Annotated in this window: 10 protein-coding genes; 3 read left to right on the top strand and 7 right to left on the bottom strand. The window is 73.0% G+C overall.

Annotation, left to right across the window (positions count from 1 at the left end; translation table 11 throughout):
• Positions 1 to 511: 511 nt before the first annotated feature.
• The 3 genes from M2283_RS49960 to M2283_RS49950 all read right to left on the bottom strand — a co-directional run bounded on the left by M2283_RS49960 (position 512) and on the right by M2283_RS49950 (position 3696).
• Positions 512 to 868 carry a GNAT family N-acetyltransferase gene (locus M2283_RS49960; protein WP_280883287.1) on the bottom strand — a complete coding sequence of 119 codons (357 nt, stop codon included), beginning with the start codon at positions 866 to 868 and terminating at the stop codon, positions 512 to 514.
• 156 nt (positions 869 to 1024) lie between these two features.
• Positions 1025 to 1603, bottom strand: a complete 579-nt coding sequence (locus M2283_RS49955) for a hypothetical protein (RefSeq protein ID WP_280883286.1) — start codon at positions 1601 to 1603, stop codon at positions 1025 to 1027.
• A 218-nt stretch (positions 1604 to 1821) separates the two neighbouring features.
• A complete protein-coding gene (locus M2283_RS49950; protein ID WP_280883292.1) occupies positions 1822 to 3696 on the bottom strand; it encodes an ABC transporter ATP-binding protein in 1875 nt (624 codons plus the stop codon).
• A 180-nt stretch (positions 3697 to 3876) separates the two neighbouring features.
• On the opposite strand from M2283_RS49950, the gene M2283_RS49945 reads away from it, so the two are divergent.
• Positions 3877 to 4857 (top strand): lysylphosphatidylglycerol synthase transmembrane domain-containing protein, encoded by a 981-nt coding sequence (locus M2283_RS49945; protein ID WP_280883285.1) that lies wholly within the window; start codon positions 3877 to 3879, stop codon positions 4855 to 4857.
• Positions 4858 to 4911: 54 nt separating this feature from the next.
• On the opposite strand, the gene M2283_RS49940 is transcribed toward M2283_RS49945, so the two are convergent.
• From M2283_RS49940 to M2283_RS49925, 4 genes are all read right to left on the bottom strand, one after another.
• Positions 4912 to 5625 (bottom strand): SDR family NAD(P)-dependent oxidoreductase, encoded by a 714-nt coding sequence (locus M2283_RS49940; RefSeq protein ID WP_280883284.1) that lies wholly within the window; start codon positions 5623 to 5625, stop codon positions 4912 to 4914.
• A 435-nt stretch (positions 5626 to 6060) separates the two neighbouring features.
• Positions 6061 to 7275 (bottom strand): NAD(P)/FAD-dependent oxidoreductase, encoded by a 1215-nt coding sequence (locus M2283_RS49935; RefSeq protein ID WP_280883283.1) that lies wholly within the window; start codon positions 7273 to 7275, stop codon positions 6061 to 6063.
• On the bottom strand, positions 7272 to 8675 hold the full coding sequence (locus tag M2283_RS49930) for an FAD-dependent oxidoreductase (protein WP_280883282.1): 1404 nt from the start codon (positions 8673 to 8675) through the stop codon (positions 7272 to 7274). Before M2283_RS49930 ends, M2283_RS49935 begins: the two co-directional genes overlap by 4 nt.
• Positions 8672 to 10111, bottom strand: a complete 1440-nt coding sequence (locus M2283_RS49925) for an FGGY family carbohydrate kinase (protein ID WP_280883281.1) — start codon at positions 10109 to 10111, stop codon at positions 8672 to 8674. The genes M2283_RS49930 and M2283_RS49925 overlap by 4 nt, the downstream gene beginning before the upstream one ends.
• A gap of 357 nt (positions 10112 to 10468) precedes the next feature.
• On the opposite strand from M2283_RS49925, the gene M2283_RS49920 reads away from it, so the two are divergent.
• Both M2283_RS49920 and M2283_RS49915 read left to right on the top strand, forming a co-directional pair.
• Positions 10469 to 11458 carry a hypothetical protein gene (locus tag M2283_RS49920; RefSeq protein ID WP_280883280.1) on the top strand — a complete coding sequence of 330 codons (990 nt, stop codon included), beginning with the start codon at positions 10469 to 10471 and terminating at the stop codon, positions 11456 to 11458.
• Between the two features lie 25 nt (positions 11459 to 11483).
• Positions 11484 to 12998 (top strand): amino acid permease, encoded by a 1515-nt coding sequence (locus M2283_RS49915; protein ID WP_280883279.1) that lies wholly within the window; start codon positions 11484 to 11486, stop codon positions 12996 to 12998.
• The last annotated feature ends 111 nt before the right edge of the window (positions 12999 to 13109 follow it).

Here is a 13109-nt window from a genome sequence, read left to right as displayed (position 1 = left end):
GGGGGGGGGGGGGCGGGGGGGTTGTCCCCGGGTGTTGCTGTGCGGGGGGGGGGGGGGCCCCTCGGGGGGGGGGGGGGGGGGGCGGGGGGCGCCCCCCCCCCCCGTCTCCACGTTCACGGCCGTCCCGGGCCGGCGACGGCCCGGGCACCGCACCCGCCCGCTCAGGTCAGCGGCGAACCCGGTTCCGGGGCCGGCATCGGGTCGGGACGGACCGGATCCGGTGTCGGGGCCGGGCCCGGCGGTGCCGGCGCCGGGGGCGGCGGGGTGGGGGTCGGGGGTGGCGGGTTCGGGGTGGGAGCCGGGCCGGGGGGCGCCGGCTCGGGGCCCGGGCTGGGGTACGGGTCCGGCACGGGGGTCGGGCCGGGTGTGGGGCTGGGGTAGGGCTCGGTCATCGGGACCTCCCGGGTGTGGGTCGGTGTCTGCTCTGGACTACTCCCCCGCGTACCCGACACCCGCCTGCCCACTCGCCCTCACGCGTGACGGCGTGAGGACCAGGTGGGCGTAGGGACCGTCAGAACCGCCCGGGGTGTGCCACCAGCCACTCCATCGCCGCGCGCAGCAGCTCCGGGTCGGCCTTCGGGGCGACCTCGGGGTGGCGGGCGGCCCACTTGACGACGTACGGGCACAGCGGGGCGACGACGATGCCCTCGCGCTCGGCGATGGCGTACACCTCGCGCGCAAGGTGGCCCGCGATGCCCTTCCCTTCGTGGGCCGGTTCCACGATCGTGTGGACCGGGACCAGGGCGCGCTCGGGGGATTCGAGGACGAAGTACTGGATGTGGCCGACGACTTCGCCGTCCGCGCCGCCGTCTCCGAAGGCCTCCAGGCGGCCCGCCGCCCGGTCGTCGCGGATCTCGATGTCGCTCATGAACACGCTCCTGGGGATCGGCGGATCAGGCCGGTACGGCCGGCGTCGGTCACCCGAGCGTAACGGATGATGATCACTCGATCACCGGAAGTCCAGGACGGGCGTCGGCCGCTCGGCGGGACTCCTCGCCGGGCGGCCGACTTCGCCGATTTCCTTCTACTGGGCCGGGCTGCCCGGTGTGGGAAGCGCCGGCAGGGACGGCAGCGCCGGTACCGACGGGACCGCGCTGCCCAGGACGCCGGTGATCAGGGAGAGCACCGGCGACAGCAGGCCGGTGACCGCGCCGAGGACCCCGCCCAGGTCGAGCGAGGACAGCGCCGAGACCAGCTTGTCGACCGCCGACTGGAGCTGGGTCACGGCGTCGCCGATCGGGTCGGCGGCGGCCAGGGCCGTCGCGCTGTCGGGGGCGGCGGCGGGCCGCTCCTGCACCCGCTGCCGGAGCGAGGCGTACGCGGTCTCGACGGCCTTGGTGTACGCGGCGGCCTCTTCCGCGCCGAGCGGCCGGCCGGATCGTTCGGTGAGGTCGCTCAGCACGCCGAGCAGGGGGTCGGCCGCGGCGGTGCCGTGGCCCTCCCGCAGGTCGTCGAGCCATACGCCGAGGTCCTGCGCCCCGGCGGCCGTGGACGCCCCGGGGACGGACGACTGCGCGGACGCGGTGCCGACGACGGGGCCGAAGACCAGCGCGGCGCAGAGAAGGGACGGCAGGAGCAGTCCACGGGAAACCAGGGGGGACATGCACATTCCTTTCGGGCTGTCAGGTACAGCTCTCTAGGACTCACCGTGAGAACCCCGTCGGCACCCCGCAACCGACCGCGCGCCGGGCTCCCCACCCCCTTGTGACTTCGAGAAAGCGTCTACCTGCGCGTTCTCCCCCACGCACACCGTCTTCCGTAGCGCCCGCGCATTCGGCCGTCAGGGTGCGGGCCCTCACCCGGCCTTCCCGCTCGACCGCCTCACGCGGCCGCCTCGTCCGGCTGCTGCGCGAACTGCGTCCGGTACAGCTCGGCGTACCGTCCCCCGGCCGTCAGCAGCTCCTCGTGCGTGCCGCGTTCGACGATCCGTCCCGACTCGACGACCAGGATCTGGTCGGCCGATCGGACGGTCGAGAGGCGGTGGGCGATGACCACGGCGGTGCGGCCGGCCAGCGCCTCGGTCAGCGCCTCCTGGACGGCGGCCTCCGAGGTGTTGTCGAGGTGGGCGGTGGCCTCGTCGAGGATGACCACGCGCTGACGGGCCAGCAGCAGCCGGGCGATGGTCATGCGTTGGCGTTCGCCGCCGGAGAGGCGGTAGCCGCGCTCGCCGACCACCGTGTCGAGGCCGTCGGGCAGGGAGCGTACGAGGTCGTCGAGGCGGGAGCGGCGCAGGGCGTCCCACAGTTCGGCCTCGGTCGCGGCGGGCCGGGCCAGTTGGAGGTTGGCGCGGACGGTGTCGTGGAAGAGGTGGCCGTCCTGGGTGACCATGCCGAGGGTGGCCCGCAGGGAGGCGCCGGTCAGGTCGCGGACGTCGGCGCCGCCGATGCGTACGGCTCCCTCGTCGACGTCGTAGAGGCGCGGCAGGAGTTGGGCGATGGTCGACTTGCCGGCGCCGGAGGAGCCGACGAGCGCGACGGTCCGGCCGGGTTCGGCGCGGAAGGAGATGCCGTGCAGGACCTCGGCGCCGCCGCGGGTGTCGAGGGAGGCGACCTCCTCCAGGGAGGCGAGGGAGACCTTGTCTGCGGCGGGGTAGCCGAAGCGGACGTTCTCGAACTCGACGGCGACCGGGCCCTCGGGCACCTCGTGTGCCGTCGGTTTGTCGGTGATCAAGGGCTCCAGGTCCAGTACTTCGAAGACGCGCTCGAAGCTGACCAGTGCGCTCATCACCTCGACGCGGGCGCCGGCGAGGGAGGTGAGGGGTGCGTACAGGCGGGTCAGCAGCAGCGCCAGGGAGACGACGGCGCCGGGTTCCAGGGTGCCGCGCAGGGCGAACCAGCCGCCGAGACCGTAGACCAGGGCGAGCGCCAGCGACGAGACGAGGGTGAGGGCGGTGATGAACGCCGACTGGGCGGTCGCGGTGCGGATGCCGACGTCACGGACCCGGCGGGCGCGGGCCGCGAACTCCTCCGACTCCTCCTCCGGACGCCCGAAGAGCTTGACGAGGGTGGCGCCGGGAGCCGAGAAGCGCTCGGTCATCCGGGTGCCCATCGCCGCGTTGAGCGTGGCCGCCTCGCGCTGCATGCCGGCCATGCGGCGGCCCATGCGCCGGGCGGGGATCACGAAGACCGGGAGCAGCGCCAGCGCGAGCAGGGTGATCTGCCAGGACAGGGTGAGCATGACGGCGAGGGTCAGCAGCAGGGTGACCAGGTTGCTGACCACTCCGGACAGGGTGTTGCTGAACGCGCGCTGGGCGCCGATGACGTCGTTGTTGAGACGGGAGACGAGCGCGCCCGTACGTGTGCGTGTGAAGAACGCGACCGGCATGCGCTGCACATGATCGAACACAGCCGTCCGCAGATCGAGGATGAGCCCTTCCCCGAGGGTCGCCGAGAGCCGCCGGCCGAAGATGCCGAGCGCTGCCTCCAGGACCGCCATCAGGGCGATGAGCAGGGCGAGGCGTACGACCGTGCCCTCGTCGCCGCCCGACACGATCGCGTCCACGACGCGTCCGGCCAGGACCGGGGTGGCGACGGCGAGCAGTGCGGTCACCACCCCGAGCACCACGAACCGGGCGATGCGCGCCCGGTGCGGACGGGCGTAGGCGCCGATGCGGCGCAGGGTGGCGCGGGCGAAGGGGCGGCTCTCCTGTTGGGCGTTCATGACACTCTGCAGCTGTGTCCACGCCGTGGTCTCCATGCTCATGGCAGAGAACATAGAACCTCAATCAACCTCGAGGTCAATGCTCTTCCGACGCCTCCGCTCACGAAGGACACCGAGGACCCCATGGCAGCCCCTCCCCAGCCGCTGTCCGTCTGTAAGCCTCTGGCCGCGATTCAGCCACCCGCCGTTGGCACGGTGCGGAGACCCTCTTCAGATGTGACCACGGTTCAGCTCCCCGAAGGACCACTCCCCAACGGACGATTCCCCCGACGCGTCCCGGTCCGCCAGATCCTGTGTCTGCTTCCGCTCCTGCTGGTCGTCGCCGTCGCCGTCCAGCACTGGTCGGTGCTCGCCGAGGGCTTCGGCCATCTCCGGGAGGCCGAGTGGCCCTGGCTGCTGGCCGCGATCGGCGCCACCTGTCTGACCTGGGTGGCGGCCGCCTTCACCCGGCAGGGCGCGGTCGTCGACCGGCTGCCCCGACGGCGGCTGCTGGCCACGCAGTTCGCGGCCGGCTCCGCCAACCACCTGCTCCCCACCGGCCTCGGCGCGAGCGCCGTCAACCTGCGGTTCATGTCGGTCTGCGGGGTCCCGCTCGCCCGCTCCTCGGCCGCACTCGCCCTGTACCTGCTGGCGGAGTGCGTCGCCCGGGTGGGCCTGCTGGTGACGCTGCTGCTCGTGTTCCCGGGCGCGCTGCGGTTCGGCGCGCTGCTGCCCGAGGGCGCGGTGGGTCCGCTGCTGGCGGTCGTCGGTGCCGTCGTGGTCGTGGCGGGCGCGGTGCTCGCCTTCGTCCGACGACTGCGGACGGCCGCGCTGGCCTTCGTACGCACCGCACTGGGCGAACTGCGCTCGGTGCACACCCGCCCCTCCCGTGCCCTCGCCCTGTGGGGCGGCTCGCTCGCCTTCCCCGCGCTGCAGGCGGCCGGACTGGTCCTGGTCGGGCAGGCGTTGGGCCTGTCGGTGCCGCCCGTGCACATGGCGGTGGCCTATCTCGCGGCGACGGTCGCGGTGGCGCTGGTGCCGACGCCGGGCGGTATCGGCTCCGTCGAGGCTGCGCTGATCGTGGCGTTGGTGGCGGCGGGCGGCCCGGCGGCCGTGGCGACGGCGGTGGTGCTGGCCTACCGGATCATCACGGTGTGGCTGCCGTTGCTGCCGGGGGCGTTGACGCTGGGTGCGCTGGTGCGGTTGAAGGTGATCTGAGCCGGACGCCGACTGCAAGGGGGTGAGGGTCCCGTCACATGGACTCTCACTTCATCACCAGGGCACCGGCTTACCGTCCCGGAAGAAGCCTCCCGTAGGCCCACCGTCCGGCAGGGTCGCCGCCCAGACGATCCCGGCGGCTCCGTCGGCGACGGGCCGGCCACCGCCACCGCCCATGTCGGTGGCGACCCAGCCGGGGCAGATCGCGTTGACGAGAACGCGCTGCCGTCGCAACTCACCGGCGAGCAGGCAGGTGAGGGCGTTGAGCGCGGCCTTGGAGACGCCGTAGGCGGGGGTGCCGCCGCTCATCGACTGCAGGGAGGCGGCCTCGCTGCTGACCATGACCACCCGTGGATGCGGGCTGCGCCGCAGCAGCGGGAGCAGTGCTTGGGTGACCCGCCAGGCGCCGAACAGGTTGGTGTCCAGGGCGCGTTGGACCTCACCGAGGTCGGCGGACCGGGCCTGGGCCCAGGTGTCGTAAAGAATCGCGGCGTTGTTCACGACGACATCGACCCGCCCCACGTCCCGGGTGACCCACTCGGCCATGGCGGCCACGCTCGCCTCGTCGGAGACATCGAGCTGGACGACGGTCACACGCTCCCCGCCCGGGTCGATACGGGCCGCGGCGGCACGGCCCTTGGCGAGGTCGCGCGAGCCGAGCAGGACCCGATGCCCACGGTCGGCGAGCTGCCGCACGACCTCATACCCGATGCCGCGGTTGGCGCCGGTCACGAGCGCGACGGGCGGGACGGTGCGCTCGACTGCCATCGGCTCTCCCTCGGTACGGGATCGGTCAGGGATTCTCAGCCTCGCACAGCGGGTGGATCAACGGCCGGCTGATCAACGCGGTGGACTGGACTGTGCGAGGTCGGGGGGTGCGCGGGATCGGCGGTGCGCGGAGGCGGAGCAGTGGGAGGCCTGGGCCACTGCAAGGCCGGTTTGCGCGAGACCGGACCTGCGTGAGCCGGTCGGTGAGAGCGGGCCGGGCGAGCGGACCGGTGTGAGCAGACCGGCGCAAGAAGGCCGGTGTGAACCGGGTCAATGTGAACAGACCGGTGTGAACCGAGCCGGGGCGAGCGGGGTCGGCACGAGCAGGCCAGTGTGAACAGACCGCGCGGGAAGGTCGGCGTGAACAGACCGGGGCGAGCCGGGCCGGGCCAACCCAGCCCTGCGCGAGTCAGGTTGGCGCGAAACATCGGGCGTTCACGGGTGGCCGGCGGTCACCTCGACCGGGCCGCCCTCCGGGTCGACCGCGCTCGCCCAGCCGGCCGCCAGCCGCAGCGTGCGGTTCGGGACGGCGGTCCAGGTGCGCTGGCGGTGCAGCACGCGGCCGTCCTGGGTGACGCGCAGGAGGGGGCGGTTCAGGAGGGTTGTGGTGCGCAGGACGTACGGGTGGTGGTCGGCCGGGGTGACGCGGTTCGGGGCGATCCAGCGCAGGGGTGGGGCGACGGTGAGGGGGACGCCGGTCGGCCAGGTCGTGCCGGTGAGCCACTCCCGGACGGCGCGGGCCGTGTGCGTTCCCTCTTCCGCTGCCGTGGCCGCGCTCTCCACGGCGTGCAGCACGCTGCCGGCCGCGAAGACGCCGGTTCGGGAGGTACGCAAGGCGCCGTCGACGGCGGGACCCCGGGTGCCGGGGTCCAGGTCGATGCCACCGCGCCGGGCGAGTTCGTGGTCGGGGACGAAGTCGCCGGTGAACACGACGGTGTCGCAGGGCAGTACGGCCGTACGGCCCGCGCTGTGCCGCACCCGCACGCCCGACAGCCGTCCGTGGCCGAGGAGTTCGACGACCGTCGTGTCGGTCAGGAGCGGGACACGGTGACGGAGTCGGGCGGCTTGGGCGCGGACGGGCGTGGTCTGGGAGTACGGCAACTCCGTGACCATGGCGACGACATCGGCTCCGGACGCCGTCACGGTGTCAGCGGCGGCGTAGGAGACATCCTCGGCACCGACGACGACCGCTCGGCTGCCGATCCGCTGCCCGTGGAGGTGGACGGCCTGCTGGAGTTCGCCGGTGGTGAGGACACCGGCGGGCCGGGTGCCGGGGACCAGCCGGGCGGCACGGGGGCGTTCGCGTGCCCCGGTGGCCAGGACGATCGCGCGGGCGCGGAGGGTCTCGGGGCCGTCGGGGCCGACGGTGGTGAGCGACAGGGGGCCCGCCCAGTCGAGGGCGGTCACGCCGGTGCGCACGACCGCGCCCGCGCGTGCCGCCGCCGTGGTGAGCAGACGGGCGTAGGCGGGGCCGGTGAGCGGATTCAGCCAGGTGCCGAACCCGCCGTGGGCGCAGTGCCGTGGCACTCCCCCGGCCCTCAACTCGCGGTCCAGCACCTCTACATGACCCACGCCGGCGACAGCAAGACGCGCGGCGACCGCGAGCCCGGCCGGGCCGGCACCCACGACGAGCACGTCGACATCCCTCACCCTCGCACCCCCTCGAACAACGCCCGTACCGCCGCCCCGCAGTGGAAGCCCTGGCAACGCCCCGAGCGGGCCCGCGTCCGGCGGCGGAGGCCGTCCACGGTGTGGGGCGGGATCGTGCTGGTGAGGGCGTCGCGGATCTCGCCGCGGGAGACGCGTTCGCAGTGGCAGACGAGGGTGCCGTACTCGGGGTCCTCGGCGATGAGTTCGGGGCGTTGACAGGGGCGGGGGAACGCCTCGCCGAGGTTGGGCATGTGGATCGGGGTCAGGTCGCGGGGCGGGGTCAACTCCAGGCCCGTGTCGGCCAGTAGGGCGGTCACGTGGTCCGCGATGGCCAGGGACGCGGTGAGGCCGGTGGAGCGGATGCCGCCGACGGTGACGGTGGCCTGCTCGGGGTGGGCGACGATGCGGTAGTCCTCGTGCTCGGTGGCGGCGCGCAGTCCGGCGTAGACGGCGGTGACCTCCTCGTCGAGCAGTTCGGGCAGGATGCGGCGGCCCTGTTCACGCAGGCCCGCCAGGGCGTCCGCGGTGGAGCCGGTGTCGTGCTTGTCGTGCAGGTCCTCGGCGGTGGGGCCGAGCAGGACGTTGCCGTAGACGGTGGGGGCGACCAGGACGCCCTTGCCGAGGGCCGTGGGGACGGGCAGCAGGATGTGCCGGACCAGGGCGCGGGCGAACTTGTCGAAGACGAGGAGCTGTCCGCGGCGCGGGGTGACCGTGAAGTCGTCGTGCCCGAGCTGTCGGTCGAGGGTGTCGGCGTGCAGTCCTGCCGCGTTGACGAGTCGGCGGGCGCGCAACGGGCCGCGGGTGGTGCCCAGGCGGTGGACCCCGTCCTCTCTGCTCGCCTTCTCCACTCGGGAGTTGAGGTGCAGGTCCACTCCGTGCCGGACGGCCTGGGTGGCGTACGCCAGCGTCGTCGTCCAGGGGCAGATGATGCTCTCGCCGGGGATGTGCAGGGCGCCGAGGGCGCCGGGGCCCAAGTGCGGTTCCCGTGCGTAGAGTTCGGTGGTGCCGAGTTCGCGGGCGTCCGGGTACGCGTTGCGCTCGGCCTTCTCGGCCAGGCTTGGCAGGACGGCGAGTTGGGCCTCGTCCCAGGCCACGAGCAGTGCGCCGACCGGTTCGACGGGGATGCCCGACTCGGCCGCGTAGAGGGCGAGTTGGCGGGCGCCCTCCCGGACGAGCCGCGCCTCCAGGGAGCCGGGGATCGCGTCGAACCCGGTGTGCAGGATGGCGGTGTTGGCCTTGGAGGTGCCCTGGCCGACGTCGTCCTGGGCCTCGATCAGGGCGATCCGGAGGTCCGCGTGCCGGGCCAGGCGGCGGGCGATCGCACAGCCCACGACTCCGGCGCCGACGATCGCGACGTCGTACACGGTCCGGGGCAGCAGGCCGCTCGCGGTGACCGTCACGCGGGGACCCGGTCCAGCAGTGCGGCGACCTCGCGGCGGAAGCCGGCCAGGCGCTCGGCGGCCTCGTCGGCGGTGATGCGCGGCTCGTAGACGGCGGCCGGCTTCCAGTCCGGCAGCGCGTCGGCGACCGTGAGACCGGGCTGGGCGCCGAGGCGGGCCAGGGTGCCGACGCCGAGTGCGGTCGCGTCGGGCAGGGCGGAGACTTCGACGGGGCGTTGCAGCAGGTCGGCCTGCGTCTGCATGAGCAGGGTCGAGCGGGTCAGGCCGCCGTCGACGCGCAGTTCCTGAAGGGGTTCCCCGAGGTCGGTGGCGGCGGCCTCGGCGAGTTCGACGACCTGGGCGGCGAGGCCCTCGCACAGGGCGCGCACCAGGTGGCCGGGGGTGGTGTCGAGGCCGAGTCCGGTGAGCGAGCCGCGCAGGTCGCCGCGCCACCAGGGGGCGGCGAGCCCGGCGAGGGCCGGTACGAAGGTGACGCCGCCGCTGTCGGGCACGGCTCCGCCGACCGCGTCGAGGTGGCCCGCGCCCTTGATCACGCCGAGGTCGGTGAGCCAGCGCACGGCGGAGGCGGCCGTGTAGACCTGCCCGTCGAGGCAGTAGCCGGTGCGTCCGGCGAGCCGCCAGGCGACACAGCTGACCAGTCCCGAGGTGCCGTGCCGTGGTGCGTCGCCGGTGTGGGCGAGGAGGAACGCGCCGGTGCCGTAGGTGCACTTGGCGCCGCCGGGGGCGGTGACGCGCTGGGCGAGCAGGGCCGCCTGCTGGTCCACGACCAGGCCGGTGAGGGGAATCTCCGGCCCCAACTCGCGGGTGATGCCGACCGGTTGGGCGTTGTCGACGACCTCGGGGAGCCGCTCGTCCGACAGTCCGTAGAGGTCCAGGGCACGCGGCGACCATCGCACGCCGTCGAGGTCGAGGAGTTGGGTGCGGCCGGCGGTGGCGGCGTCCGTGACGAAGGCGCCGGTGAGGCGGTGCACGAGCCAGGCGTCGCTGGTGGTGACGACTCCCTCGCGGGTGAGGTGGCGTCGGATCCAGGCCATCTTGGGTGCGGCGAAGTACGGGTCCAGGGGCAGGCCGGTCAGGGCGCGCAACTCGTCGGCGTGCGGGGTGAGTTCGGCGCAGACGGATTCAGCGCGGCGGTCCTGCCAGACCAGCGCGTCGGTGAGCGGGCGGCCGGTGTCGGGGTCCCAGGCCAGGACAGTCTCGCCCTGGTTGGCGAGGCCCAGGGCCACGACGGGTTCGCGGGCCTCCGCGAGGGCCCGGGAGCCGGCGTCGACGACCGAGCGGTACAGCTCCTCCGGGTCGACCTCCACCAGGCCGCCGGGCAGATGACGGGGGTGCACGGCGGCGAACCCGGTGCCGATGACGCCGCGTTCGGGGCACAGGACGAGCGCCTTGGTGCCGGACGTGCCCTGGTCGACGGCGAGCACCGCACCTGTCATCGCTGCGTCTCCCAACGAGATCCCTGGAAAAACTCGCCGAACTCAAAAAGGCCGTACAGCTCGAAAAACCCGAAAGGACCCAACTCTCGAAATCCCGAAACCCCTCGGTTCCCCCGGCGATCACTGCGCGCCAGACTGCCGCCGCGCCGCCTGCACGTCAAGCAATGCTGACGACTGGTCAACTCCCTTTGAACACACTGGTATCCGCCAGCCTCAGCAAACCGGTGGAGTGACCGGAACCTCCGCCTCTACAGTGGCGGCCGTCCCACCGCACACTCCTCGACCGCCGCCCGCAGGAGCCTTGTTTTGTTACTCCACTCTGCCCGGCCCCGCCTCCACCACGGGGCGGGCGGCTGAATGGCCCGAGAAGGAGCACGTCCCACCTACGACCCCGCAGGGCACGACCCGGCGTTGCGCGCCGCCCTCCAGGACCTGCGCACCGGACGCTGGATGTCCATGCGCGGGCTGCTCGCCGACACCACCACGTGGTGGCAGTGGACCCAGCGCACCCAGGTGCTCGCCACCGCGGCGGCCGGCACCGACATCGTGCGGGCCTGGCTCGACGAGGAGCCGCACAGTATCCCGGCCGTCGTCATGCACGCCCGGATAGCCGTGGAGCGCGCGCTGCGGGCGCACCGCGAGGAGCACGGCCGTACGCGTGAACTGTGGCGCGAGGCCTGGCAGTCGTGCGCCGCGGCGGCCCGCGCCTCCCCGCAGGACCCGGTCCCCTGGGTGTGCCTGCTGGCCCTCGCCACGCTCGACCGGGAGCAGTCGCGGCCCGAGCACCGGGTGGCACCGCCCGAGCCCATGCTGCCGCCGGGGCCGTGGGGTCTGCTGGCGGAGGCCGGCAAGCGGGACCCGTTCAACCGCGAGGCGTACCACCGCATGCTGCAGTTCCTGTACGCGCGCGGCCCCGCCGAACGGCTGGCGGAGGCGACCGGGTTCGCCCAGTGGGCCGCGGACACGGCGCCGCCCGGTTCCGCCCTGCACGTCCTGCCGCTGTACGTGCGCGTCGAGCGCTACCGCCGCACCGGCGCCCGGGACGCCGCGCTCGACCTGCACTGGGTCGCCGAGGACGCCGGCCGCGAGACGCGGCAGGCCCTGCACTCCTGGTTCGAGGTCACCCGTACCGACGAGCGCTCTCCGCTCGACCTCAACCATCTCGCCCACGCCCTGTGGGGCGCCCTCCAATTCACGGACGCGGCCCGGGTGTTCGAGGCACTCGGCCCGTACTGGACGCCCCTTCCCTGGATCCACCGCGCCACCGACCCCGGCGACCGCGCCCAGGCGCTGGAGGTCTTCCTGCAGGCACGCGCGCGCAGTTCGGCGGCGCGCAAGCAGTCCTGACCGTCCTTCCCCCGGAGGTTTCCGCATGTCGAGCAAGAGCAGTCCCCACCCGCACGACGACGAAGAGCGCCTGCGCGAACTCGGCTACCGGCCGGTGCTCGCCCGCCGTATGGGCGGCTTCGGCAACTTCGCGATCAGCTTCTCGGTGATCTCGATCCTGTCCGGCTGCATGACCCTGTACGGCTTCGGCATGGGCGCCGGCGGTCCCGCCGTGATGCTGTGGGGCTGGGCGGGCGTAGGCCTGTTCGTGCTGTGCGTGGGGCTCGCTCTGGCCGAGGTCACCAGCGCGTACCCGACCTCCGGCGCCCTGTACTACATGGCCGACCGGCTCGGCGGGCGCCGTTGGGGCTGGTACACGGGGTGGCTGAATCTGCTCGGTCTGTTGGGTGCGATCGCCGGGATCGACTACGGCGCCGCGCTGTTCACGGGTGCGTTCGCCAGCATCCAGTGGGGCTTCGAGCCGACACCGGGCAAGACGATGCTGATCTTCGTCGCGATCCTGTTGCTGCACGGTGTGCTGAATCTGTTCGGGGTGCGGCTGGTCAGCGTGCTCAACTCGATCAGCGTGTGGTGGCATCTGGCCGGAGTCGCGGTCATCGTCGGCGCGTTGGCGATCGTCCCCGACCACCACCAGTCCGCCTCCTTCGTGTTCACCGAGTTCGTGAACGACACCGGCTGGTCCAACCCCCTCTATGTGGCGGCGATCGGCCTCCTCCTCGCCCAGTACACCTTCTCCGGCTACGACGCCTCGGCCCACCTCTCCGAGGAGACCTCCAACGCCTCGGTGTCGGCGGCGAAGGGGATCGTGCGCTCCATCTGGGTGTCGTGGATAGCGGGCTTCGTGCTGCTCGCGGGTCTCACCTTCGCCATCCAGGACTACGCCGCCACGCGCGCCAGCGACACCGGGGTGCCGCCCGCGCAGATCCTGCTCGACGGTCTGGGCACCGACGGCGCCAGCGCGCTGCTGCTCGTGGTGATCGTGGCCCAGCTGTTCTGCGGCAACGCGGAGGTCGCCGCCGCCAGCCGCATGGTGTTCGCCTTCAGCCGGGACGGCGCCCTGCCCGGCTCCGGTCTGTGGCGCAAGGTCAGCAGCCGCACCCAGACGCCGGTGGCGGCCGTCTGGCTGGCCGTGGTGGTGGCCGGCCTGCTCGCGCTGCCGTCCCTGTACTCGGCGACGGCGTACGGCGCGGTCACCGCCATCAACGTCATCGGCATCACCCCGGCGTACGCCATCCCCGTACTGCTGCGACTGCGCGCGGGCGACCGCTTCACGCCGGGTCCCTGGCACCTGGGCCGGTGGAGCAAGCCGGTCGGCTGGGTCGCGGTGGTGTGGGTGGCCTGCGTGACGGTGCTGTTCTGTCTGCCGCAGTCCTCGCCGGTGACGGTCGACTCCATGAACTACGCGTCCGTCGCGCTGGCCGTCGTACTCGTCCTCGCCACGGTGTGGTGGTACGTCGCCCGCCGTTCGTACGGAACGCCCAGGACCGCCGCATACGGATCGGACCATGAGCAGGCCGAACTCGCGGAGGGCATTGTCTGATCCGCGCTGGTCAGGTACGAACTGCCGTACGGGATAGGGCACGATGAACGCTCGCACTTCCCGTATCGAGCAGGTGGCAACGTGACGACACTTCACATCCGGTACCCGGCG

Origin of the sequence: Streptomyces pseudovenezuelae (genome assembly GCF_029892565.1) — a bacterium.
GTDB lineage: Bacteria > Actinomycetota > Actinomycetes > Streptomycetales > Streptomycetaceae > Streptomyces > Streptomyces pseudovenezuelae_A.
The sequence above is the reverse complement of the archived record's forward strand: the minus strand, read 5'-3'. Positions and strand labels throughout refer to the sequence as shown.

What these genes read in the sequence shown, in the direction of transcription:
- M2283_RS49955 (WP_280883286.1), bottom strand. Translation starts at nt 1,603, where the DNA reads ATGTCCCCCCTGGTTTCCCGTGGACTGCTCCTGCCGTCCCTTCTCTGC.
- M2283_RS49915 (WP_280883279.1), top strand. Translation starts at nt 11,484, where the DNA reads ATGTCGAGCAAGAGCAGTCCCCACCCGCACGACGACGAAGAGCGCCTG.
- M2283_RS49960 (WP_280883287.1), bottom strand. Translation starts at nt 868, where the DNA reads ATGAGCGACATCGAGATCCGCGACGACCGGGCGGCGGGCCGCCTGGAG.
- M2283_RS49920 (WP_280883280.1), top strand. Translation starts at nt 10,469, where the DNA reads ATGGCCCGAGAAGGAGCACGTCCCACCTACGACCCCGCAGGGCACGAC.
- M2283_RS49940 (WP_280883284.1), bottom strand. Translation starts at nt 5,625, where the DNA reads ATGGCAGTCGAGCGCACCGTCCCGCCCGTCGCGCTCGTGACCGGCGCC.
- M2283_RS49925 (WP_280883281.1), bottom strand. Translation starts at nt 10,111, where the DNA reads ATGACAGGTGCGGTGCTCGCCGTCGACCAGGGCACGTCCGGCACCAAG.
- M2283_RS49950 (WP_280883292.1), bottom strand. Translation starts at nt 3,696, where the DNA reads ATGGAGACCACGGCGTGGACACAGCTGCAGAGTGTCATGAACGCCCAA.